This is a genomic window from Pseudomonas sp. P179 (genome assembly GCF_000478485.2).
Taxonomy (GTDB): domain Bacteria; phylum Pseudomonadota; class Gammaproteobacteria; order Pseudomonadales; family Pseudomonadaceae; genus Pseudomonas; species Pseudomonas aeruginosa.
Genome location: NZ_KI517355.1, coordinates 227,121 through 249,774, shown reverse-complemented (window position 1 = coordinate 249,774; position 22,654 = coordinate 227,121). Strand labels below are relative to the sequence as shown.

Here is a 22,654-nt window from a genome sequence, read left to right as displayed (position 1 = left end):
TCAGGCCGCGCCGGTGGTCAGGCTGATGTGCTTGTATTCGACGAAGTCGTCCAGGGCGGCGACCCCGTTCAGCCGGCCGAGGCCGGACTGGCGGTAGCCGCCCTCCTCGAATTCGTCGTAGACCTTGGCCCAGTCGTTGATCCACACGGTGCCGGCGCGAATCTTCCGCGCCACCCGGAAGGCACGCGCGACATCGCGGGTCCAGACCCCGGCCGCCAGCCCGTACTCGCTGCGGTTGGCCAGGGCGACGCCCTCCTCCTCGTGCTCGAATACCTGCAGGGTCAGCACCGGTCCGAAGGTTTCCTGTTGCACGATGTCCAGGTCCGGATCATCGACCTCCAGCAGGGTCGGACGGTAGAAGGCGCCGGCCGCCAGCTCGCCCTCGGTTACCGGGCCGCCGCGGACCACCACCCGCGCGCCGGCGGCGATGGCCTGGCGTACGGCTCGCTCGACGCGCTCGACGTTGGCCTTGTCGATCAACGGCCCCATGTCGCTGCGCGGGTCCGCCGCCGGCCCCACGCGCAGGTTTTCCAGGCGCTGCGCCAGGCGTTCGCGTAGCCGTTCGGCAACGCCGCGCTGCACCAGCAGGCGCGAACCGGTCATGCAGAACTGCCCGGCGAACACCGTCAGCGACTTCTCCAGCACGGGCAAGGCGGCGTCCAGGTCGGCGTCGTCGAACACCAGGTGCGGTGTCTTGCCGCCCAGTTCCAGGCCGAAGCGCTTCAGGTGCCGCGCGCCGGCGGCGGAAATCGCTCGGCCGGTGGCGCTCGAGCCGGTGAAGCTGATCACCGGCACCTCGGCCGCGTCGATCAATCGCCGGGCGCCTTCGGAACCCGATTCGCTGAAGATGTTCACCGCCCCGGCAGGCAGCGACGGCGCTTCGGCGATGATCCGCGCGACCATGGCGTTGGTCTGCGCGGTCTGCCCCGGCATCTTCACCACCGTGGTGGTACCGGCGGCCAGCGCCGGCGCCAGGGAGCGGATCATCAGCACCACCGGTGAATTCCACGGCACGATGATGCCGGCGACGCCCATCGGCTCGCGCAGCACCAGCGACACCACGTCGGGGCGCGGCGTGCCGCTGGCGCCCCGTTCGCTGCGCGCCAGGCCGGCGTAGTAGCGCAGCTTGCCCGGCACCATGCCGACCTCGAAGGCAGCCTCGGGCTTGATCTTGCCGTTCTCCAGGGCAAGCAGGTCGATCAGCGCATCGGCATGCCGCTCGAAGGCCGCGGCGATTTCCTCCAGGGCTGTCGCGCGCAGCGCGTGGTCGTCCTTCCAGGGACCATCTTCGAAGGCGCGCACAGCGGCGGCGATCGCCGCATCGGCCTCGGCCCGCCCGCCGTCGGCGTAGGTGCCGATCGGCTGGCCGCTGGCCGGGTCGAAGGATTGTCCCCGCTGCGCGGAATCGAGCCATGCGCCGTCGATCCAGTGTCTGGCGTGTCCGTTCATCTGCAAGTTCTCCTGGGTCGGTCAGGCGATGCGCTGCGCGAGGTGCTCGGCAACGGCGATGGTGGTGATGTTGGTGGCCACCGAAATGGCATCGGGGAAGATCGAGGCGTCGATCACCCGCAATCCTTGCAGGCCATGCACCCTGCCCTCCAGGTCGACCACCGCCCAGCGCTCGCCGGCGCGGCCCATCGGCGCGCTGGAGGTCGGGTGGTGGTAGGTATCGAGGGTGGCGCGGATCGCCGCTTCGATCTGCGCATCGCTGCGTGCCTCGGGCCCCGGCCCGAGTTCGGCGTGGATCAGCCCGGCGAGCGGTTCGCTGCGGCCTATCCGGCGCGCCAGCTTGACCCCTTCCAGCAACCGCGCGCGGTCTTCGGCCTCGGCGAGGAAGTTCAGGTCGATCAGCGGCGCGACGGCCGGGTCGCGGCTGGCCAGGCGCACACTGCCCAGCGATTGCGGCCGGGTCAGGGCCACGGCGAGGACGAAGCCGACCCCGGTCGGGCTCATCTCGGCGGGGAACAGGTGGGTGGCGGTGATGTGCAGGTCCAGCTCGCCGTTCTGCGCCCGCGAGCTATGGGTCCAGAGCTTGGCGCCGATCACCGGCGACTGCGCGCCGATGCGCTCCGGCCGGGCGGCATAGGCGTTGTAGTAGAACGGATGGTCCGTGAGCCGGCGGCCCACCGGCAAGTCGGCAAGCAACGGGATCGACAGCGCCTTCAGCTCGTCGGCCGGGCCGACACCGGAGCGCAGCAGGATCGCCGGGCTGCCGTAGGCGCCGGCGCTGAGGATCACTTCGCCGGCGTGGATTTCCTCGCCGGAGGCCAGGCGCACGCCCACCGCGCGCTTGCCTTCGAAGAGCACCCGGTCGACCAGCGCGTCGCCGCGGATCGACAGGTTGGCGCGAGCGCGCACGGCGTTGTCGAGGTAGGCCATGCCGGTGTTGACGCGCACACCGTTGACGACATTCATCGGGTACGGCCCGACGCCGTTGGCGTCGGCGCCGTCGAAATCGGCGATGGCCTTGAAACCGTTGGCCAGGGTGGCGTCGACGAAGGCCCTCTGCATCGGCGAGAGATCGGCGCGGCTCAGTTGCCGCACCGGCAGCGGTCCGTCCCCGCCGTGCAGGGCCGGGTCGCCGCCCTGGCGGGTCTCCAGGCGGCGGAACGCCGGCAGCAGGTCGTCGTAGGACCAGCCCGGCAGGTTCCAGCGGGCGAAGTCTTCGCGCCGCGCGCGGATCGCCACCGCGCCGTTGATCGCCGAGCTGCCGCCGAGGACCTTGCCGCGGATCGCATGGATCGGGTGCCCGATCGCCCCCGGTTGGGACTGGTAGCCCCAGTCGCTGGAGGGGTCGCCGCCGACGCTGTCGCTGCTGGCGATGATCCTGGGGTAGTCCCAGGCCGGATAGGCCTGGCCGGCTTCCAGCAACAGTACCCGGCGGTCGCCGCGCTCGCTCAGGCGCCGGGCGAGGACCGCGCCGGCGGAGCCGCCGCCGACGATCAGCACATCGATCCTGCCGCCATCGAAGGCCTTGCGGGGCGTTTCCGCCGTGGCGCTGGCCACGCCGGGCGCGCCGCCGAGCAGCGAGCCCAGGGCGAGCGCGGCGGAGCCGGCGACGGTCTGCGCCAGCAAGGTGCGGCGCGCCGGGTTTTCGGGTTGGTGCATGGGGTTCTCCCGTATCCAGATCGATTGACGGGAGCAACGCTATGCCCGGCGCGCCCTCGGCGACAGACAGCGGAAGGCGAACCGCTGGTTCGGTTTTTCCGAACTCAGCCCGGCGGCAACAGGCCACGCTCGATGAGCGCGCGGTCCCAGGGTGCCGGATCGCCGATTTCCTCTTCGAGGAACTGGCCGAGGACGAGGATCTTCCGGGGCGTCCGTTGGGTCTTGCGGTAGACCACGGAAACCTGCCCGCCGTCCGGCGAGTAGCCAGGCAGGACCGGCAGCAGCTCGCCGGCCAGCAAGGCATCGGCGGCCAGGAAGCTCGGCAGGATCGCCAGGCCGAGCCCGGCGCGCGCACCTTCGAGCAACTGGTGCCCGGAGTCGGTGCGCATCCTCACCCGGATGCGGAACGAGGCCGGTTCGCCGTCCACCGGCAGACAGAGCATGCCGCCGGGCTCGCGGTTGTAGTAGACCAGCCCGTCGTGCGCCTGTAATTCCTCGGGATGCTGCGGCACGCCATGCCGCGCCAGGTAGTCGGGACTGGCGCAGAGCAGGTGGCGGTTGGCGGTGATCGGCCGCGCCACCAGGCAGGAGTCGTCCAGCCGGCCCATGCGCAGGGCCATGTCGAAGCGCGGTTCCTGGAGGTTGACGAAACGATCGTCGGCCTGCACGTCCACCCGCAATTGCGGATGGCGCTCGGCGAAGCGCGCCAGCAGCGGCGCCAGGTAGCGCGGAGTGAAGGCCAGCGGCGCGGAGAGGCGCAACTGGCCGCGCAGGTCGTCATCGGCGTCGAGCACCGAGGCTTCCGCCTGCTCCAGCTCCTGTAGCAGGCGGCAGGCATGTTCGTAGTAGGTGCGACCGGGGTCGGTGAGGCTCAGCGGCCGGGTGCGGTTCAGCAGCACCCGGCCCAGGCGCCTCTCCAGTTGCTGGATACGCTGGCTGACTTGCGACTTGGTGGTGCCCAGGCGGCGGGCGGCCTCGGAGAAGCTATGGGCGTCGACCACGCTGACGAAGGTGGTCATTTCGGCAAACTTGTTCATCGGTGTCCTTCTGCGATCCGCCCCCGCGGACCCCGATCATACGCTTTCCGCCGCCGCTATCCGCGCCTCGGCGACCCGACGCAGGCGGTGCATGGACTCCTCCGACTCGCGTTCGATGCGACGGCGCAGCAGGAACAGGTTGGCCAGGCGCATCGACCAGCCGTCGAAGCGGTATTCCAGGGTGCGCACGAAGCGGGTGCCGGCCGCGCTCGGCTGGCATTCGTAGCTCAGGCGCAGGTGCAGACCCCGGTCGCCACGGGCGTTGGCGCGCCACAGGTGTCCCGGCTGGTACTCGACCACCGTCCAGGACAAGTGCCCGGCGCGGCCGCCGGCGTGAATGTCCTCCTCGAAGCGCGCGCCGGCCGGCAGCGGGCCAGCGGCGCCGTCGACCCGCAACGACGAGGGATGCCATTCCGGCCAGAGCCCCGGGCTGGCGGCGTAGGCGAGGGTCGCCTCGGGCCCGCGGGCGATCTCGATTCGGTGCTGCATGCGGGTCATGGCGTGCTCCTCGGCGGTTTCCGCTTCCCAGTGGAGGGTACCGTAGCACCAGTCCATCAACGGGAAGACCAGGTTGAAGTTGTGCGTCTGCATCAGCTCGCGACGGTGATGCAGTTCGTGCAGGCGGCGCATGTGGCGGATCCACGGCAGACGGCTGAGCGGATGCTCCGGCGGCAGGTGTTCGCAGGCGTGGAAGATCTCGTAGCTGAGGTAGCCCAGCAGCAGGGTCGCGGCGAACAGCGCGGCGAGGTTGTCGTTCAGCAGGCCGAGCAGGCTCCAGGCGAGCAGCGCGCCGAGGCTGAAGACCACCACCAGCCAGGCCGGGAACAGGATCACCCGCCAGTCGCGGGCCTGTTCGTAGCGCATCTGGCCGGCGACGAAGAAGCTGTGGTGGTCGCCGGTATGGCGCTTGTAGAACATCCGCCCCAGCGGGTGCTTGTGGTGGCCGAGGGACTTGTGGATGCGGTACTCGCCCCAGTTGAAGAACACCAGCGCGGCCGGCACCGTCAGCCATTCCAGCAGGCTCGGCTGCTCGAGTCGGGAGAGGAAGAAGACGATCCAGGCGCCGCCGTAGGCGAGGACGAAGCCGGCGTGCAGCCAGGGGTTGTAGCCGGGCCGGATGGCCGCGCGGTACTGCTGGCGAAAGGGTTGGGGATCGAAGGACATGGTCGGCATCTCGCGTGTGATTGTTATTGGCTGGGCCGCGAACCGGGCCGATCCGCCGGGGCGGAAGGGCTTGCATTCGAGTGTAGCGATGCCAGTCTTATCAGGGTAATGGATAAATAGAATGAGGATTATTCATGAAGCTGAACTTGCAGCAGCTCGACCTCAACCTGCTTCTGGTCTTCGATGCCCTGATGCGCGAACGCAACCTGTCGCGCGCGGCGATCCGCCTGCATCGCAGCCAGCCGGCGGTGAGCAACGCCCTCGCCCGCCTGCGCGAACAGCTCGACCAGCCGCTGTTCCGGCGCACCGCCAAGGGCCTGGAACCCACCGCCGCCGCCCTCGCCCTGTACGTGCCGGTGCGCCAGGCCCTGCATCTGCTGCAGGCCGGCCTTGGCTCCCAGGAAACCTTCGATCCGCACACTGCGCGGACCTTTCGCCTGACGATGAACGACTATGCCCAGTTGCGCCTGCTGCCGGGCCTGGTGACCCGCCTGAAGACCCTGGCCCCGCGGGTGACGCTGGAGGTACGTCCCGACGAAGGCGCCTCGATCCCGGCGCAACTGGCCAGCGGCGAACTCGACCTGGCGATCGACTACCTGTACTTCGACGAGCCCGAGCTGGCCTACCGGCCGGTCGGCGAGGAACGCCTGGTGGTGATCGCCCGGCAGGGCCATCCGGCCTTCCGCGGCGGCCTCGACCGCGCGGCCTACGAGGCCGCGCAGCACGTCTCGATCCTGCCGCGGGTCGGGCGCGGCAGTCCGCTGGAGATCGTCCTCGGCTCGGCCAGGGTACAGCGCCAGGTGCAATTGCTGGTGCCTCACTACCTGACCATCCCGGCCATCGTCGCCAGCACCGAGCTGCTCGGCACCGTGCCACGCCGCCTGGCCGAGCGCTTCGCCGGCAGCCATGGTTTGCAACTGGCGGACGTCCCCTTCGAGATGGCCCCGGTGCAGGTCAACCTGATCTGGCATCGCCAGCAGGAAGCGACGCCCGGCCTGCAATGGCTGCGCGAGCAGATCGTGCAGATCGAACAGGGCTGAGTCATAGGTTGCGCGCGAGGATCAGTCTTCCGTCACTTTCGATCATTGAGCGAGGCCTTTCCCGCAACCTATGGTGAGGCTCCGCCCCGCAACCGGCCCCAGGCCGCCCCGGGGATACAGTCCAGCACCCGCCAGAGGAGCCACCGTATGACCAGCCTGCCGCTCGAAGCCAACGCCGCCGCCACCCTCGCCGAATGGCACGGGCTGATCGCCCGCCGCGACCTCTCCGGGTTGCCGCGCCTGCTGCACCCCGATGCCGTGTTCCGCTCGCCGATGGCGCACAAGCCGTATGCCGGCGCACCGGTGGTCTCGATGATCCTGAATACCGTGCTCACGGTCTTCGAGGATTTCGCCTATCACCGCCAGTTGGCCAGCGCCGACGGCCGCAGCGTGGTGCTGGAATTCAGCGCACGGGTCGGCGAACGCGAACTGAAAGGCATCGACATGATCCGCTTCGACGACGACGGCCGGATCGTCGACTTCGAAGTGATGGTCCGTCCCATGAGCGGCCTCCAGGCCCTCGGCGAGGAGATGGGCCGGCGCCTGGCCTCCTATCTGGCCGCGAGCGAGGCCTGAGGCGATAGCCTTTGGGCCAAGGCCCGACGCTGCCTTTGCCAAGAGCGCAGCGTCGGCCCGCCGCGGCGAACTCCCGACATGGGTGCAACGCCCCCGCCCTCCCGCGTTCAGCGTCGACCCAAGCCACAGCGAAGGGGCTTGGCTAGTTCCGCAGCGAACCGGGCGAGGACATTTCCCAGCAAAAACGCCAGGTCGGTACTTCGCGAACCCGCGTCCATCGCGGCCATGACCCATATCAAGGACATCGGACGGCAATTCCGCCACTGTCCTGGCATCCGTCCGTTCTTTCCTGCCCCGTGCCGCCCCAGGGCCTCCACCCGTGAGGATGCTCCATGAGCAAGATGATGAAAGCCGCCGTATTCATCCAGCCCGGCCGTATCGAGCTGGTCGACAAGCCGATTCCCGACGTGGGGCCGAACGATGCATTGGTGCGCATCACCACCACCACGCTCTGCGGCACCGACGTGCACATCCTCAAGGGCGAGTATCCGGTCGCGCCCGGCCTGACGGTGGGCCACGAGCCGGTCGGGATCATCGAAAAGCTCGGCAGCGCGGTGGTCGGCTACCGCGAAGGCCAACGCGTGATCGCCGGTGCCATCTGCCCCAACTTCAACTCCTATGCCGCCCAGGACGGCGTACCGTCGCAGGACGGCAGCTACCTGGTGGAATCCGGCCGTTGCGCCTGCCATGGCTACAAGGCGACCGCCGGTTGGCGCTTCGGCAACCTGATCGACGGCACCCAGGCCGAGTATGTGCTGGTTCCCGACGCTCAGGCCAACCTTGCCCCCATACCCGATGGTCTCAGCGACGAACAGGTGCTGATGTGTCCGGACATCATGTCCACGGGCTTCAAGGGCGCGGAGAACGCCAACATCCGCATCGGCGATAGCGTGGCGATCTTCGCCCAGGGTCCCATAGGCCTGTGCGCCACCGCCGGCGCCCGGCTGCTGGGCGCCAGCACGATCATCGCCATCGACGGCAACGCCCATCGCCTCGATATCGCCCGTGGAATGGGCGCCGACGTCACGCTGAACTTCAGGGAGTGCGACGTGATCGAGGAAATTCTCAAACTCACCGGCGGGCGCGGCGTGGATGCTTCGATCGAGGCACTCGGTACGCAATCGACCTTCGAGACCGCCCTGAGGGTGCTCAAGCCCGGCGGCACCCTTTCCAGCCTCGGGGTCTATTCGGAAGACCTGACGATTCCGTTGTCGGCCTTCGCCGCCGGCCTCGGCGACCACCGGATCAATACCGCGCTGTGCCCCGGCGGCAAGGAGCGCATGCGCCGACTGCTCAATATCGTGGCTTCGGGCCGGGTCAACCTCGGGCCTTTGGTCAGCCACGAATACCGCCTCGACGACATCGTCGCCGCTTACGACCTGTTCGCCAACCAGCGTGACAACGTACTGAAGGTGGCGATCAAGCCGCACTGAGACCGTCATCCTATACTGCTGGACGGAGGTGGCGAACCCGTCGCGAACGACGAAGCGGGTTCCACCCATGGCGTCGGCGGCGCCCTTGCGCCGTCGCTTCGCGGGGGAATGGAGAGAAACCGTCCATGAACCGAGCCAGGCTCTACCTCTGCTGCGTCACGCTGCTGGCGCCGGTCATCGCCGGCGCGGCGACTGCCGACTACGTCTACGGCATGCCGCTGGACGTGGCCAGGGTGCTGAGCGTCGACGAGGCGCCCAGCGATACCTGCCAGGTGGTGCGCGCCACCCTGGTATACCTGGACTCCCACGGCGAGCGCCAGGTGTTGCACTACCTGAAGCAGGCGCGTGCGTGCAGCAACGAATGAAACCACGATAGGAAAGGACGAACGGTCAGGGTTGTCGTTTCATTTCACGAAATTTTCACCCCTGACATGGATACTGGAACCAGCTGAAGGACCAGCGCCCCATTGCATAGAGCCCACCATCGAGTGGGCTTTTTGCATTCCGGGCCGCGTATCGCCTGGCCTTGGGTTCAATCCCGCTCTTCCCTGCGCAGCAGTTCGCGCTTGCGCTCCACGCCCCAGCGGTAGCCGGAAATGTCGCCGTCGCGACGTACCACCCGGTGGCAGGGAATCGCCACCGCGATCCGGTTCGCCGCGCAGGCCTGGGCCACCGCACGCACCGCTCGCGGCGCGCCGATCCGTTCGGCGATCTGCGCATAGCTCGCCGTGCTGCCCGGCGGTATTTCCCGCAGTGTCTGCCAGACCCGTTCCTGGAACGCCGTACCGCGTACGTCCAGCGGCAGGTCCAGTCCCAGTTGAGGCGACTCGACGAAGCCCACCACCTGCGCCACCAGCCGTTCGAAGTCGGCGTCGCCGCCGAGTAGCTGGGCGCGCGGGAACTGGTCCTGCAACTCGCGCAGCAATGGCTCCGGCTCCTCGCCGAGGAGGATCGCGCAGATGCCGCGCTGGCTCTGCGCCACCAGGATCGCGCCCAGCGAGCATTGGCCGATGGCGAAACGGATCGCCGCGCCGGCGCCGCCATCGCGGTAATCGCGCGGGCGCATGCCGAGGCGTTGCGACGAGGACTCGTAGAAGCGGCTGTTGGAGTTGAAACCGGAGTCGTAGATCGCCTCGGTCACCGAGGCGGACGCCTGGCCCAGGCGCTCGCGCAGGCGCCGGGCACGATAGGCCGAGGCATAGGCCTTGGGCGTCAGGCCGGTTTCGGCCTTGAACAGACGATGGAAGTGGAACGGACTCATGCCCAGTCGGGCGGCCAGCGCCTCCAGTGCCGGCGGCGTCTCCGCCGTCTCGATCATCCGGCAGGCCTGCGCCACCCGCTCGGCGCGCTGCTCCGCCGCCAGGCTGCGGTCGCCGGCGGCGCGCCGGCTGGGCCGATAGCCGGCGGCCTCGGCGGCCTCGGCAGTGGCGAAGAACTCGACGTTCTCGCGCCTGGGCCGACGCGCCGAGGAACTCGGGCGGCAATAGACCCCGGTGGTCTTCACCGCATAGACGAACGCCCCGTCCGCCGCCGCGTCGCGCGCCAGCACGGCGGCCCAGCGCTGTTCGTCGGTGTGGTAGGCGTTGCAAGGATCGAGCTGCTGGCTCATGGCGTTTCCCCTGTGGGAGCGGATGATGCCCGCAGACTAATTCGCCATTCAAGCGCAAGAACTCCGGTTCTTGCGCTTGAATTCGAGCAAGGCCATGTGCCCGGCTTCGGCAGGTGCGGAAGGCCGTCGGCTTGCCTACCCATCGCCACGCGCCATAATGGCCCGCTCGAACCGGCGGAAGGATTGGGAACATGGCGTTCAAACGGATAGCACTGGCCTACTGCGTGCAACTGGATCGGGTGATCTCCATCGCCAGCGCCCGCCGCGAATACTTCTCCCAGGCCGAGCCGCGCAAACGCTTCGATTTCCTCTGCTCCAGCGAAGGGTGCCGGGCACAGGGGATCAAGGTATCGGCGAGCAACTACGACAAGCTGCCGCAGGACACCCGCAAGGCCGCGCACTTCAGCAAGTTCCCGCACTCCACCCACCTGCCGAACTGCGAGTGGTTCGTCGAGGACGACGAGGACGCTCTGCGCCCGGGCGAGTCCGCCGAGGATGCCGGCCAGCGGCGCATCCGCGACAAGCTGGATGCCTACGTCGAGGAGTTCGACCCGGCCATTGCCGAGGAGGCCGCGCCGCCGCAAGCGGACCCGGACACCGAGGAACACCCGCCGGCCTCCGCCGCAGTGCGCACCGACGCTCCCGCCGCGCCTCGGCAGAGAACGCAACGGCCACGGCGCACCCGCGATTTCGAACTGCTCGTCGACACCTTCCGCCAGGCCCGCGCCGAGCTGCCGGCGGAAGAGTTCAAGCAACTGGACATCCGCATCAGCGGCCTCGGCCGGATACCGCTGCGCGCCTATTTCCAGCACATCGGCTATGCCACCCCGGGCAGCGCCGGCAAGGTATTCTACGGCGGCGCCGACCTGGTCCGGCGCTACGGTGCGCCGAGCCGGCCGCAGGGCTTCCGCTTCAAGTTCCGCGACCGCATCGACGGCAAGCCGGTATTCCTCTACGTCGCTCCGGAAACCTTGCAGGGCTATCCGCATCGGCGCTACCTCGAAGACATCCTCGGTTGCGCCGAAACGGTGCGCTACTTCACCCTCTACGCCCTCGGGCGGCTCATCGAAGCGCCGAGCGGCAAGAGCTACAGCCTGGAGCCGGATGCCCTGCGCCACCTGGCGATCATCCCCGGTCCGGCGAAGGACGACGCCTCTCAGAGCTCGTCGTAGAGTCGGTCGCTGACCAGCATGTGCCCCGGCGCGTGACTGATGTACAGCTCCGGCTGAACCTCGGCGAGCACCGCCTGGGGCGTGACCCCGCAGGCCCAGAACAGCGGGATCTCGTCCGCCGCGAGCGGCACCGGGTCGCCGTAGTCGGGCCGCGCCAGGTCGCGGATGCCGATCAGCGCCGGATCGCCCAGGTGCAGCGGTGCGCCATGGGTCATAGGGAAGCGGCTGGTGACCTAGATCGCCCGGATCGCCTCGGCGGCCTTCAACGGCCGCATCGATACCACCGTGGGCCCGGCCAGGCGACCGCTCGGCCGGGTAGCGATGGAGCTGCGGTACATCGCCACGTTGCGCCCCAGCTCGAGGTGGCGCAGGCCGATGCCGGCGTCGAGCAACGCCTGTTCGAAGGAGAACGAGCAGCCGATGGCGAAGGCGACGAAATCCGCCTCCCAGAAGGTGCCGATGTCGCTCACCTCGACGGGCTCCTGACCGCGTCGATGCACCCTGTAGCGCGGCAGGTCGCTGCGCACGTCGATATCCGCGCCGAGCCTGGCGAAGTGCGGCGAGCCGGGTTCGCTGACGTCGAGCAGCGGGCAGGCCCGGGGGTTCAGGGCACAGAAGCGAAGGAACTCGTCGGCCCAGGATTTCTGCAGGATCACCAGGTTGGCCTGCAGGTGGCGCTGGCCGAGGCCGCTGGTATGGCCGGTGTAGTCGCCGCGGCGGATCAGTTGGCGCAGGACCGGCGGCGGCAGTTGCGCGAGTTCGTGGAAGGTCGGTTCGGGCATGGCGGCTCCGTGCGCTGGCGGACGTCGTTGTTGGCAGGTTTGTAGAAGCGGACGGCGGTCAGCGTCCAACGAGATTTTTCCGCCAGGGGCGATCGGAAAATCCGAATCAGCGCGAACGCAGCCGCCCCACTCCTTTCTTCAGCGGCGCCAGGAGCATGCACTCCGGGCCGACGTTGGCCGCGTAGTCGGCCAGCACCGCCTTGCTCAGCTCCACCACTTCGTCCACCAGTTCCAGGCCGGTGCCGCCGCGCCAGGACACCACCACCGGCAGGTTCGGCGGCGGCGGGCCGAGGCGCAGCAGGGTCAGTTCGCCGCGTTCCAGTTCCTGGCTGACCAGCGCCGGCGGCAAGGCGCCGACGCCGAAGCCGTCGCGCAGCAGGCGGGTCATCGCCGCCACCGAGTTCACGCAGTTCAGGCGCGGCGCCGCGACGCCGTTGGCGTGCAGCAGGCCGAGTACGTCCTGGTGCGGCCGCGAGTGCTTGGAGAAGGTCACCACCCGCTCCCGCGCCAGGTCCGCCAGCGAGGCGTAGTCGCGGTGGTAGATCGAGCCGGTGGAAACGATCCAGCGCAGCGGATAGCTGCCCAGTTCGAGGTTCAGCACCGACTCGTGGCGCAGCGAGTCGGTCTGGAAGATCAGGTCCAGGTAGCCCTTCTGCAACTGCTCGGAGAGGTTGCGCGCGGTGTCCGCCATCAGCTCGATCTCCACCGCCGGGAAGGTTTCCGTGACCCTGGCCACCAACGGGCTCAGCCAGGTGTGGATGACCGTGTCCATGGCGCCGATACGAATCCGTCCCTGGGTGCTGGCGCCGGTGTCGAGCGACTGCTTCAGCGCGTGCATGGTGTCCATCATCCGCTCGGCGTAGGCCAGTACCTTGTCGCCTTCCGGGGTCAGGGTCACGCCGCGCGAGTCGCGGACGAACAGTTTCACGCCAAGTTCGTCCTCCAGCACGGCGATCCGGCTGGAAATGGAAGCCTGGGTGCTGAACAGCTTCTCCGCGGTGAGGCGGAAGCTCTTCAGGCGCGCGACCCAGACGAAGGTCTCGAGGAATTTCAGGTTCATGTGGCGGGTACCGACGGGCAAGGGACACAAGGTGGCGGGAGCGAGCAGCTTCCATGCCAGCGCCCACCTTCCGGCGGCACATGATCGACGCATGACGGCCTGCTCCGCCATCGAAATTTCTTATCCCCGGCGGCCGCATAAATTAGTTGGACGCTCGCTGGCCAGCCTCGAAGAATGCGACCACCGGGTGCGACGGCGCCCACCGAATCTTCATAACACCAATAACGACGATCGGTGCCCCCATGGAAAAACACATGACCCTCGACGCCGGCCCGGACGCTTCCCGGGACGGTCATTTCGGCTGGTATCGCGCCCTCGACAAGCAGGAACGCCGGGCCTTCTGGAGCTGCAAGATCGGCTACGGCCTGGACGGCATGGACACCCAGATGCTCAGCTTCGTGATCCCTACCCTGATCGCCCTGTGGGGGATCGGCACCGGCGAAGCCGGCTTCATCCACACCATGACCCTGCTCGCCTCCGCCGCCGGCGGCTGGATCGCCGGGATCCTCTCCGACCGCATCGGCCGGGTGCTGACCCTGCAACTGACGGTGCTCTGGTTCGCCTTCTTCACCTTCCTCTGCGGCCTCGCGCAGAACTACGAGCAGTTGCTGGTCGCACGGACCCTGATGGGCTTCGGCTTCGGTGGCGAATGGACCGCCGGCGCGGTACTCATCGGCGAAGTGATCAAGGCCCGCGACCGCGGCAAGGCGGTCGGCCTGGTGCAGTCCGGCTGGGCCATCGGCTGGGGCCTCACCGCCATCCTCTACTCGCTGATGTTCAGCCTGCTGCCACCGGAAGAGGCCTGGCGCGCGCTATTCATGCTCGGCCTGTTGCCGGCGCTGTTCGTCCTGGTGGTACGCCGGCTGGTCAAGGAACCGGAGATCTACCGCGAGGCCAGGCAACGCAACCAGGGCGCCGACAAGGTCAGCTTCTACGAGATCTTCGCCCCCGGGATGCTCAGCATCACCCTGCGCGCCTCGCTGCTGACCACCGGCGCGCTCGGCGGCTACTACGCCATCACCGCCTGGCTGCCGACCTTCCTCAAGACCGAACGCGGGCTGACCGTGCTCGGCACCAGCGGCTACCTGGCGATGGTGATCCTCGGCTCCTACGTCGGCTACGTGGTCAGTGCCTTCCTCACCGACCTGATCGGGCGCAAGAAGAACTTTGTCCTGTTCGCCGTCGGCTCCTTCACCGTGGTCCTGCTCTACACCCAGTTGCCGGTGAGCAACGGCGCCATGCTCTGGCTCGGCTTCCCGCTCGGCTTCTTCGCCTCGGGCATCTTCAGCGGCATGGGCTCGTTCCTCACCGAACTGTTCCCAACCCGCATCCGCGGCTCCGGCCAGGGCTTCTGCTACAACGCCGGGCGCGCCATCGCCGCGCTGTTCCCGATGCTGATCGGCATGCTCGGCCAGAAGCTCTCGCTGGGCCTGGGGATCGGCGCCTTCGCCGCGGTCTCCTACGGCGTGGTGATCCTCGCCGCCCTCAGCCTGCCGGAAACCCGCGGCAAGCAACTGGAACTCTGAGCCGTCGACCGAGGAAATCCCAGCATGCATCCCACTCCCCGCCTGGCTGCCGCGCTGCTCGCCGGCAGCGGGCTGGGCTGGCCGCTGCTCGCCCAGGCCGACCTGGTCGAGGACAGCCACGCCAGCCTCGAACTGCGCAACTTCTACTTCAACCGCGACTTCCGCCAGAGCGGCGCGCGCGACAACGCCGACGAATGGGCGCAGGGCTTCCTCCTGCGCCTGGAGTCCGGCTTCAGCGAAGGCACCGTCGGCTTCGGCGTCGACGCCATCGGCCTGCTCGGCCTCAAGCTCGACTCCGGCGGCGGCAGCGGCGGAACCGGGCTGCTGCCGGCCGACGGCTCCGCCGGGGGTTCCCAGGACGACTACGCCAAGCTCGGCCTGACCGCCAAGGCGCGGGTCTCCAACAGCCTGCTCAAGGTCGGCGCGCTGCACTTCAAGAGCCCGCTGGTCTCGGCCAACGACACCCGCCTGCTGCCGGAACTGTTCCGCGGCGCGCTGCTCGACGTGCAGGAGATCGACGGCCTGACCCTGCGCGGCGCGCACCTGGACCGCAACAAGCTGAACAGCTCCAGCGACTACCAGGTGTTCAGCGCCAACCGCATCGGCGGGCGCAGCGATGCCTTCGACTTCGCCGGCGGCGACTATCGCCTGACCCCGGCGCTGACCGCCAGCCTGCACCAGGGTCGGCTCAAGGACATCTACCGACAGACCTTCGCCAGCCTGGTACACACCCTCGACCTCGGCGGACAGCGTTCGCTCAAGAGCGACCTGCGCTTCGCCCGGGCCAGCGAGGACGGCGGCTTCCGCGAACTGGACAACCGCGCCTTCGGCGCCCTCTTCAGCCTGCGCCTGGGCGCCCACGCGGTGGCCGCCGGCTACCAGCGGATCAGTGGCGACGATCCCTATCCCTACATCGCCGGCAGCGACCCGTACCTGGTCAACTTCATCCAGATCGGCGACTTCGGCAACGTCGACGAGCGTTCCTGGCAACTGCGCTACGACTACGATTTCGGCGCGCTCGGCCTGCCCGGCCTGAGCTTCATGAGCCGCTACGTCTCCGGCGACAACGTCGCCCGCGGCGCGGCCAACGACGGCAAGGAATGGGAACGCGACACCGACCTCGGCTACGTGGTGCAGAGCGGGCCGCTGAAGAACCTCGGGGTGAAATGGCGCAACGCCACGGTGCGTTCGAATTTCGCCAACGACCTCGACGAAAATCGCCTGATCCTCAGCTACAGCCTGGCGCTGTGGTGAGGTCCGGCGAGCAATGACCTGAAGGAACCTGCATGAACAACCTGTTGTTGAACTGCGATATCGGCGAGAGCTTCGGTGCCTGGCGCATGGGCCTGGACGCCGAGGTGATGCCGCTGATCGATTGCGCCAACATCGCCTGCGGCTTCCACGCCGGCGATCCCGGCACCATGCGCCGCACCGTGGCCCTGGCGGTGGAGCATGGCGTGCGCATCGGCGCGCACCCCGGCTACCCCGACCTGGTCGGCTTCGGCCGGCGCTCGCTGGCCTGCTCGGCGCAGGAAGTGGAAGACCTGCTGCTCTACCAGATCGGCGCCCTCGACGGACTCTGCCGCGCCCAGGGCACGCGGGTACGCTACGTCAAGCCGCATGGCGCGCTGTACCAGGACATGATGCGCGACCCGGCGATCCTCGCCGCCGTGCTGCGCGCACTGGCGGCCTACGACCGCACCCTGCCGCTGATGCTGATGAGCACCCGCGACAACACCGCGGCGCGCGCGCTGGGCGAGGCCCACGGCATCGAGCTGTGGTTCGAGGCGTTCGCCGACCGCGCCTACGACGGCGCCGGCTACCTGGTCTCGCGCAGCCAGCCCGGCGCGGTACACCACGACGCCGAGACGGTGCTCGCCCAGGCCCTCCTGCTGGCCCGTGGCGCGGCGCTGCGAGCCAGCGACGGCAGCGCCCTGGCGCTGGAGGCGCAGACCCTCTGCGTACACGGCGACAATCCCGCCTCGCTGGCTGCGGTGCGGCGCATCCGCGACGCCCTGGAGGCGGCATGAGCCAACCGCAACCGCGCATCGAGGTGGCCGCCATCGACAGCTTCGTCCTGCGCCTGTTCGAGCGCATCGACGAAGCCAACATGCCCTGGCTGCTGGCGGCGGAGGAAAACCTGCGGGCGGCGTTCGGCGCCGCCCTGCTCGACCTGGTGCCGTCCTACACCACCCTGCTCCTGCAATACGACCTGCTCCAGCTCGACCCTGGCGAGGCCCGCGCGCGGATCGCCGCGGCGCTGTCCGACTTGCGCCCGAAACGCCAGGACGGCGGCCGTCTGCACATCCTGCCGACCTGGTACGACCCGCGGGTCGGCCCCGACCTGGAACCCCTGGCGCGGCGCAAGCAGCTCGGCGTCGCCGAGCTGATCCGCCGCCACAGCCAGCGCGAGTATCGGGTCTTCGCCCTCGGTTTCAGCCCCGGCTTCGCCTTCATGGGGCTGGTCGAGGAAGCCCTGGCGGCACCCCGCCTGGCGACTCCCCGGCAACGCATCGCCGCCGGCAGCGTCGGCATCGCCGAGCGCCAGACGGCGGTCTATCCGCAGGCCTCGCCAGGCGGTTGGAACCTGCTCGGGCGCTGCCCGGTGCGCCTGTTCGACCTCACCCTGGACGGCTACAGCCTGCTGCGCGCCGGCGACCGGGTGCGTTTCGAACCCATCGGACACGCCGAATTCGTCCGTCTCGGCGGCGACGACACGCCCCTGGAGGTCCAGGCATGAACGACTCCATCCACGGCGGCCTGCGGGTGTGCCAGAGCACCCCGCTGGTCCAGTTGCAGGATCGCGGCCGCTTCGGCTGCCGCCATCTCGGCGTGACCCAGGGCGGCGCCCTCGACTGGCTGTCCATGGGCTGGGCCAACTGGCTGCTGGGCAATCCCCTGGACGCCGCGGTGATCGAGATCGCCCTCGGCGGTTTCGTCGCCGAATGCCGTGCCGACGGCTGGTTGGCCCTGGCCGGCGGCGATCTCGGCGCGACCCTCGATGGCCAGCCGCTGCCGGCCTGGGGCGCGTTCGCCGTGCGCGACGGCCAGCGCCTGGCCTTCGCCCACCCGCGCCAGGGCGCCCGCGCCTACCTGGCGGCGCCCGGCGGCTTCGCCGGCGAGCGCCAGTTGGGCAGCCTGGCCACGGTGGCCCGCGAAGGCCTGGGCGGCCCCCGCGCCGACGGCAAGGCCCTGGCCGCAGGCGACAGCCTCGGCTGGCTGGCCGATGGCGCACGGCCACGCACGCTGCCGATGCCCAGCGAACGGATCATGGACTGCACCGGCGAAGCGCGCCTGGAGCTGATCCTCGGCGCGCAGATCGGCGACTTCCCGGCGATGAGCCTGTTCGATGCGTTCAACGGCGACTGGCAGGTGGATACCCGCGCCGACCGCATGGGCGTACGTCTGCTCGGCCCGCGCCTGGAATGCCGGCAGCAATCGATGATCTCCGAAGGCATCGCCCTCGGCGCGGTGCAGGTGCCGCCGGACGGCCAGCCGATCGTCCTGCTCAACGACCGCCAGACCATCGGCGGCTATCCCCGTCTCGGCGCCCTCGCCCCGCTGGCGCTGGCGCGCCTGGCGCAATGCCTGCCAGGCCAGCGGGTACGGCTGCTGCCGACGGTGCAGGAGGCGGCGCACCGCGAGCATCGACGCCTGCTGGCGGCCTGGGACGCATAGGCGGTTTTTTTGAACGGCGCCGTATGGCGAGCGTCCACCGCACACTCGTCCCGTCCGGAGGTCCGCCATGCCCAGTCGCCTGTCACTGATCGCCGCCCTGCTGTTGCCCCTGGTCGTCCAGGCCGAACCCGCTGATACCCGCGCCCTGCTCGCCGACAGCCTGGCCGACAGCCAGGCCCAGGTGGAGGCAGCCGAGCAAGCCATGCGCCGTTCCGAAAACAAGGCGGTGCAGCTCTATGCCAAGCGCGTACTCACCGAACAGCAGGAGTTCGACCACCAGTTGCGCGCCCTGGCCGGGGAAAAGGCCTTGGCGCTGCCCTCGCCGCGCCAGACCGAACGGCAGGCCGCCGCTCCCGGCGGCTTCGACGAGCGCGGTTTCCTCGACGCGCAGATTCGCCAGCAGGACCGTCTGGTTGCACGCTTCGAGGGAATCGCCCGGGACTCCGCCGATCCTGACCTGCGCCGCTTCGCCGACGAATGGCTGGCGCGCTTCTACCACCACCGCGAACTGGCCGACCAGTTGCGTAGCGGCCGCGCCGACTGAGCGCCGCGACCGCCTTGCTCAGTGCCGCGCGAGGACCTGCCGGGCGCTCTGGCGAATCACCCCCCAGCGCTTGGGATCGTCCTGCAGCATGGCGCCAAGCAGGTGCTTGGCCTGCTCGAAACTGATGTGCGGCGGCAGCGGCGGCACGTTCGGGTCGGTGACCACCTCCAGCAGCACCGGGCGGTCGGCGGCGAAGGCCTCGGCCCAGGCGGCGTCGATGTCCTCCGGGCGATCCACGCGGATGCCCTTGAAGCCGAGCATGTCCGCATAACGCGCGTAGGGGAAATCGATCACTTCCTGCGCCGGGCTGAACTCCGGGTCGCCGGCCAGGGCACGCTGCTCCCAGGTCACCTGGTTGAGATCGCCGTTGTTCAGCACCAGCACGATGAAGGTCGGCGAGTCCCAGCGCTGCCAGTACTGCTGCACGGTGACCAGTTCGGCGTTGCCGTTCATCTGCATGGCGCCGTCGCCGACCATCGCCACCACCGGCCGCTGCGGATAGGCGAGCTTGGCGGCGATGGCGTAGGGCACGCCGCTGCCCATGGTCGCCAGCTTGCCCGACAGCGAGCCGAGCATGCCCGGGCGCATGCGGATGTCGCGGGCGTACCAGTTGGTATGCGAGCCGCTGTCGCCGCAGAGAATCGCATCGTCCGGCAGTTGCTCCGACAAGGAACGGAATACCCGCTGCGGGTTGATCGGGTCGGCTGGCTCTTCGGCCTGGCGCCGGGCTTCCTCGCGACTGGCCGTCACCGCCCGCTCGACCCGGCGGCGCCAGGCGCCGTGCTTTTTCTGCTCGAGCAGCGGCAGCAGGCGCTCCAGGGTTTCCCCTGCATCGCCGAGCAAGGCCTGGTCGATCGGATAGCGGATACCGATGTTGCGCGGATACAGGTCGATCTGCACCGCCCGCGCCTGGCCGGCCTTGGGTAGGAACTCGCTGTAGGGGAAAGTGCTGCCGACGATCAGCAGGGTGTCGCAATGCGACATCAGCATGCTGCTGGCGCGGGTGCCGAGCAGGCCGATGGAGCCGGTCACGTACGGCAGGTCGTCGGAAACCGCCGCCTTGCCCAGGAGCGCCTTGGCCACTCCGGCGGCCAGGCGCTCGGCGACCGCTTCCAGTTGCCGGTGCGCGCCCAGGGCCCCGGCACCGGCGAGGATCGCCACGCGCCGGCCGCGATTGAGGATCGCCGCGGCGGCTTCCAGGTCGGCGTCGCGCGCGTAGGGTCGCGGCTGGACGAAGCCCACCGCCGACATCACGTGGCCGTGCTCGTGGGGCTGGCGCTTCGGGGCCGCCATCTGTTGCACGTCGTTGGGCACGATCACCGTCGCCACCTGCCGCTCGCCGACCGCCACGCGCAGGGCTCGGTCCAGCACATGGAGCAGTTGTGCCGGGCTGACCACGGTCTCGACATAGGCGGAAACGTCCTTGAACAAGCTCTGCAGATCGACTTCCTGCTGGTAGTCGCTGCCCAACGCGGTAGCCGCCTGCTGGCCGACGATGGCCAGCACCGGCTGATGATCCATGCGCGCGTCGTAGAGCCCGTTCAGCAGGTGGATCGCGCCCGGCCCCGAGGTGGCCAGGCACACCCCGACCTCTCCGGTGAACTTGGCGTGGGCGCCGGCCATGAAGGCCGCCATCTCCTCGTGGCGCACGCGGATATAGTCGAATGCCTCGGCGCGCCGGCCCATGGCGCCCATGATCCCGTTGATGCCATCGCCGGGGTAGCCGAAGACGCGCTTCACCCCCCACTGGCTCAAGCGTTCGAGCAATTGATCGGCAACCGTGCTGGACATTCTCGCCTCCTGGTCGTGTCTGGGGTCGTACCAGTGAGGACTGGCGCCGCGGGCGAGGGTTCAAGGCAATCGAGCGGCGGTGCCGACGGCGAAATCGACTGAACTGTCGGCATCGTCGACCGGCCCAAGGAACAGGGCCCGCATGGGCGCAATCGCCAGGAGGTGCCGCCATGACCCGCGCCATCAACGATCCCGGAAACGAAGACCCCGGCTCCCTGCTGGAAACCGACGCCGACGCCCTGCTCGGCGGTGCCGCCGTCCAGGCGCCGGAAGAGCGCTGCCGGCTCGCGTCCCAGGACTGCATCCGCGCGTGCGAGCGCTACCTGGCGCTCTGCACCGAGTCCAGCAGGGAACAACGCCAGCACGCCGGCGACTGCGCCGACCTCTGCCGCCTCGCCGCCCTGCTGCTGGAGCGCCGCAGCCCATGGGCGCCGGCCGCCTGCGAGCTGGCGGCGCGCTATGCCCTGGCATGCGCCGAGCGTTGCGATGGCGACGAGCCGCTGGAGCGCGAATGTGCGGGTGCCTGCCGGCGCTTCGTCGAAGCCTGTCGGCCGTTGTTGCCGGCCTGAGGCCCTCTGGCATTGCATGGAGCTGCCGGGCGTGGCGAGGGTGACCTGTGGCGTAGAATGGGAAACCGACGGCCATGTCGACGGTAGTCGCTCAACCCAGTACCAGTACCACCCTACGGGTGCGCGCTGATTTCTTCTCCATCTTGGAAACGCGCACCACCCCAACCTCTTCGGTATTCGCCACATGGGTTCCACCGCAAGGCTGCAGGTCGGTGTCTTTAATACTCACCAACCGAACCTGCCCGGCGCCCATCGGAGGTTGGACACTCATGGTGCGCACCAGATCTGGCCTAGCCCGCAGTGCATCGTCGCTCATGGTGTCGATCGAAACCGGATGTGCTGCCTCGACCATTGCCGCCAAGGCGCTATCAATGGCCTCGCGGGACAGCGGTTCACTCGTCACGAAGTCCAGGCGCGCATGCTCATCAGTGATGCTGCACCCATTGACCGGATAGGGCAGGACAGCACAGAGCATGTGCGCTGCGGTATGCAGTCGCATGTGCCGGTAACGACGCACCCAATCGATCTGCGCAAGAACCACCTCGCCAGGCTTCATTGCTCGGAGAACGGTTGCCTGGCCTTCAGCTGGGATATGCAGGATGGCATCCCTGCCAGCACCTGCTTCTGTCCCCTTGCGTGTATCGGCGATCCGGAGCCGCGTGCCATCAGCCAGCGTCAGCCAACCACTGTCTCCAGCCTGGCCACCCCCCTGGGGATAGAAAACGGTCTGGTCGAGCAGCAGGCCATCTTCAACGACATCGGTGATTCTCGCCAAACACTCTTCCCGGTAGGAGTCCTGGAGAAAAAGGGAGGCGGTCTGCGTCATGATGCCTCCATTGGTTGAATTTGGGTCTGCGTGGCTGCCGGCTGTAGTTGCTGAACTATGTGGGGGCCTCGGATGACCTGTAGTTCAGAACGCAGGGTTACGACTGAACCGACAGGGATGTCGTCCTTGATGACACAATGCGGACCGACAAACACATCGTCGCCGATAGCGATGTCACCCAGTACACGCGTGAAGGCCCCGATTTGGACGCGGCTCCCTATGGTGGGGTGACGCTTACCGGCGGGATTAGCCGATATGCCAGTTGCCCCCAATACCACACCTCCGAGGATGTAACAGTCATCACCGATTACCGCTGTCTCGCCAATGACCGTGCCATGCCCATGGTCCAGGATGAATCGACTGCCAATCTTGCATCTTGGGTGGATTTCCGCGCCCGACAGGAGCTTTCCACGAGAGGAGACCAGGAGCGCGGTAGCCTCCAACGCTCTCTCAGGATCGCCTTCAGATGTGCTTCGCAGACACAGCATGTGGGAAAGCCGGTAGTGCAGCACTGCCTTGAACGAGCTGTAGCCAAACGCAATGTCGGATGTCCGTCCCTGTGCGGCTGGATCCTTGCTGGCGAATGCCTGCAGGTCTTCCTCGCACCAACGTCTGGCTTCTTCGAACATCGAATGAGCGACTATCCGCTCCACCAGTTGGGGTGAGCAGCACTCCATCAATGCCGCGCGCATCAGATTACCTACCAGTTTGTCCATCGCATGCGACCTCATTTCGACCA

Annotated in this window: 21 protein-coding genes and 1 pseudogene; 12 read left to right on the top strand and 10 right to left on the bottom strand. The window is 68.4% G+C overall.

The window, feature by feature from the left end:
• The 4 genes from HMPREF1224_RS41420 to HMPREF1224_RS41405 all read right to left on the bottom strand — a co-directional run bounded on the left by HMPREF1224_RS41420 (position 1) and on the right by HMPREF1224_RS41405 (position 5,318).
• The gene (locus tag HMPREF1224_RS41420) at positions 1–1,449 is read right to left on the bottom strand and encodes an aldehyde dehydrogenase family protein (protein ID WP_003160203.1); all 1,449 of its coding nucleotides are present in this window, start codon (positions 1,447–1,449) and stop codon (positions 1–3) included.
• A 21-nt stretch (positions 1,450–1,470) separates the two neighbouring features.
• Positions 1,471–3,108: a GMC family oxidoreductase gene (locus HMPREF1224_RS41415; protein WP_010794140.1), complete on the bottom strand. Its 1,638-nt coding sequence runs from the start codon at positions 3,106–3,108 to the stop codon at positions 1,471–1,473.
• A 104-nt stretch (positions 3,109–3,212) separates the two neighbouring features.
• The gene (locus tag HMPREF1224_RS41410) at positions 3,213–4,145 is read right to left on the bottom strand and encodes a LysR family transcriptional regulator (protein WP_003102145.1); all 933 of its coding nucleotides are present in this window, start codon (positions 4,143–4,145) and stop codon (positions 3,213–3,215) included.
• Positions 4,146–4,181: 36 nt separating this feature from the next.
• The gene (locus HMPREF1224_RS41405; RefSeq protein WP_010895600.1) at positions 4,182–5,318 is read right to left on the bottom strand and encodes an SRPBCC family protein; all 1,137 of its coding nucleotides are present in this window, start codon (positions 5,316–5,318) and stop codon (positions 4,182–4,184) included.
• Between the two features lie 125 nt (positions 5,319–5,443).
• Here HMPREF1224_RS41405 and HMPREF1224_RS41400 point away from each other — a divergent pair, with 125 nt between their 5' ends.
• The 4 genes from HMPREF1224_RS41400 to HMPREF1224_RS41385 all read left to right on the top strand — a co-directional run bounded on the left by HMPREF1224_RS41400 (position 5,444) and on the right by HMPREF1224_RS41385 (position 8,723).
• The gene (locus HMPREF1224_RS41400) at positions 5,444–6,349 is read left to right on the top strand and encodes a LysR family transcriptional regulator BsrA (protein ID WP_003102141.1); all 906 of its coding nucleotides are present in this window, start codon (positions 5,444–5,446) and stop codon (positions 6,347–6,349) included.
• A 147-nt stretch (positions 6,350–6,496) separates the two neighbouring features.
• On the top strand, positions 6,497–6,925 hold the full coding sequence (locus HMPREF1224_RS41395; RefSeq protein ID WP_010794139.1) for a nuclear transport factor 2 family protein: 429 nt from the start codon (positions 6,497–6,499) through the stop codon (positions 6,923–6,925).
• A 332-nt stretch (positions 6,926–7,257) separates the two neighbouring features.
• Positions 7,258–8,358 carry an NAD(P)-dependent alcohol dehydrogenase gene (locus tag HMPREF1224_RS41390; protein ID WP_003113628.1) on the top strand — a complete coding sequence of 367 codons (1,101 nt, stop codon included), beginning with the start codon at positions 7,258–7,260 and terminating at the stop codon, positions 8,356–8,358.
• Positions 8,359–8,483: 125 nt separating this feature from the next.
• A complete protein-coding gene (locus HMPREF1224_RS41385) occupies positions 8,484–8,723 on the top strand; it encodes a DUF2790 domain-containing protein (protein WP_003117330.1) in 240 nt (79 codons plus the stop codon).
• 167 nt (positions 8,724–8,890) lie between these two features.
• Here HMPREF1224_RS41385 and ada read toward each other — a convergent pair whose 3' ends face one another.
• Entirely contained in the window at positions 8,891–9,967 is a 1,077-nt protein-coding gene (gene ada, locus HMPREF1224_RS41380; RefSeq protein WP_010794138.1) for a bifunctional DNA-binding transcriptional regulator/O6-methylguanine-DNA methyltransferase Ada, read from the bottom strand.
• Between the two features lie 191 nt (positions 9,968–10,158).
• Between ada and HMPREF1224_RS41375 the strand changes: the two genes are divergently transcribed.
• Positions 10,159–11,139, top strand: coding sequence for a hypothetical protein (locus HMPREF1224_RS41375; RefSeq protein ID WP_003160193.1), 981 nt, complete (start codon positions 10,159–10,161; stop codon positions 11,137–11,139).
• Here the strand turns inward: HMPREF1224_RS41375 and HMPREF1224_RS0112510 are convergent.
• Together HMPREF1224_RS0112510 and HMPREF1224_RS41370 are read right to left on the bottom strand one after the other, a co-directional pair.
• Positions 11,124–11,921 (bottom strand): annotated as a pseudogene (locus HMPREF1224_RS0112510) (putative hydro-lyase). The gene HMPREF1224_RS41375 and the pseudogene HMPREF1224_RS0112510 sit on opposite strands and share 16 nt — an antisense overlap.
• Before the next feature lie 106 nt (positions 11,922–12,027).
• Positions 12,028–12,981: a LysR family transcriptional regulator gene (locus HMPREF1224_RS41370; RefSeq protein WP_003102114.1), complete on the bottom strand. Its 954-nt coding sequence runs from the start codon at positions 12,979–12,981 to the stop codon at positions 12,028–12,030.
• A gap of 254 nt (positions 12,982–13,235) precedes the next feature.
• On the opposite strand from HMPREF1224_RS41370, the gene HMPREF1224_RS41365 reads away from it, so the two are divergent.
• From HMPREF1224_RS41365 to HMPREF1224_RS41340, 6 genes are all read left to right on the top strand, one after another.
• Positions 13,236–14,507: an MFS transporter gene (locus tag HMPREF1224_RS41365; protein ID WP_003102111.1), complete on the top strand. Its 1,272-nt coding sequence runs from the start codon at positions 13,236–13,238 to the stop codon at positions 14,505–14,507.
• A 24-nt stretch (positions 14,508–14,531) separates the two neighbouring features.
• Complete coding sequence (locus tag HMPREF1224_RS41360; RefSeq protein ID WP_010794135.1) at positions 14,532–15,761, top strand: OprD family porin; 1,230 nt, start codon at positions 14,532–14,534, stop codon at positions 15,759–15,761.
• A gap of 32 nt (positions 15,762–15,793) precedes the next feature.
• Positions 15,794–16,537, top strand: a complete 744-nt coding sequence (locus tag HMPREF1224_RS41355) for a 5-oxoprolinase subunit PxpA (protein ID WP_003113623.1) — start codon at positions 15,794–15,796, stop codon at positions 16,535–16,537.
• Entirely contained in the window at positions 16,534–17,247 is a 714-nt protein-coding gene (locus HMPREF1224_RS41350; RefSeq protein WP_003102104.1) for a 5-oxoprolinase subunit B family protein, read from the top strand. Before HMPREF1224_RS41355 ends, HMPREF1224_RS41350 begins: the two co-directional genes overlap by 4 nt.
• Positions 17,244–18,185 carry a 5-oxoprolinase subunit C family protein gene (locus HMPREF1224_RS41345; RefSeq protein WP_010794134.1) on the top strand — a complete coding sequence of 314 codons (942 nt, stop codon included), beginning with the start codon at positions 17,244–17,246 and terminating at the stop codon, positions 18,183–18,185. Before HMPREF1224_RS41350 ends, HMPREF1224_RS41345 begins: the two co-directional genes overlap by 4 nt.
• A 67-nt stretch (positions 18,186–18,252) precedes the next feature.
• A complete protein-coding gene (locus HMPREF1224_RS41340; protein ID WP_010794133.1) occupies positions 18,253–18,729 on the top strand; it encodes a DUF4142 domain-containing protein in 477 nt (158 codons plus the stop codon).
• A gap of 18 nt (positions 18,730–18,747) precedes the next feature.
• Here HMPREF1224_RS41340 and HMPREF1224_RS41335 read toward each other — a convergent pair whose 3' ends face one another.
• Positions 18,748–20,520 (bottom strand): thiamine pyrophosphate-requiring protein, encoded by a 1,773-nt coding sequence (locus HMPREF1224_RS41335; RefSeq protein ID WP_010794132.1) that lies wholly within the window; start codon positions 20,518–20,520, stop codon positions 18,748–18,750.
• 170 nt (positions 20,521–20,690) lie between these two features.
• Between HMPREF1224_RS41335 and HMPREF1224_RS41330 the strand changes: the two genes are divergently transcribed.
• Positions 20,691–21,089, top strand: coding sequence for a four-helix bundle copper-binding protein (locus HMPREF1224_RS41330; protein WP_003106156.1), 399 nt, complete (start codon positions 20,691–20,693; stop codon positions 21,087–21,089).
• 91 nt (positions 21,090–21,180) lie between these two features.
• Here the strand turns inward: HMPREF1224_RS41330 and HMPREF1224_RS41325 are convergent, their stop codons facing one another.
• Positions 21,181–21,915 (bottom strand): alanyl-tRNA editing protein, encoded by a 735-nt coding sequence (locus HMPREF1224_RS41325; protein ID WP_003106155.1) that lies wholly within the window; start codon positions 21,913–21,915, stop codon positions 21,181–21,183.
• Positions 21,912–22,607 (bottom strand): serine O-acetyltransferase, encoded by a 696-nt coding sequence (locus HMPREF1224_RS41320; RefSeq protein ID WP_003120270.1) that lies wholly within the window; start codon positions 22,605–22,607, stop codon positions 21,912–21,914. The genes HMPREF1224_RS41325 and HMPREF1224_RS41320 overlap by 4 nt, the downstream gene beginning before the upstream one ends.
• Between the last annotated feature and the right edge of the window lie 47 nt (positions 22,608–22,654).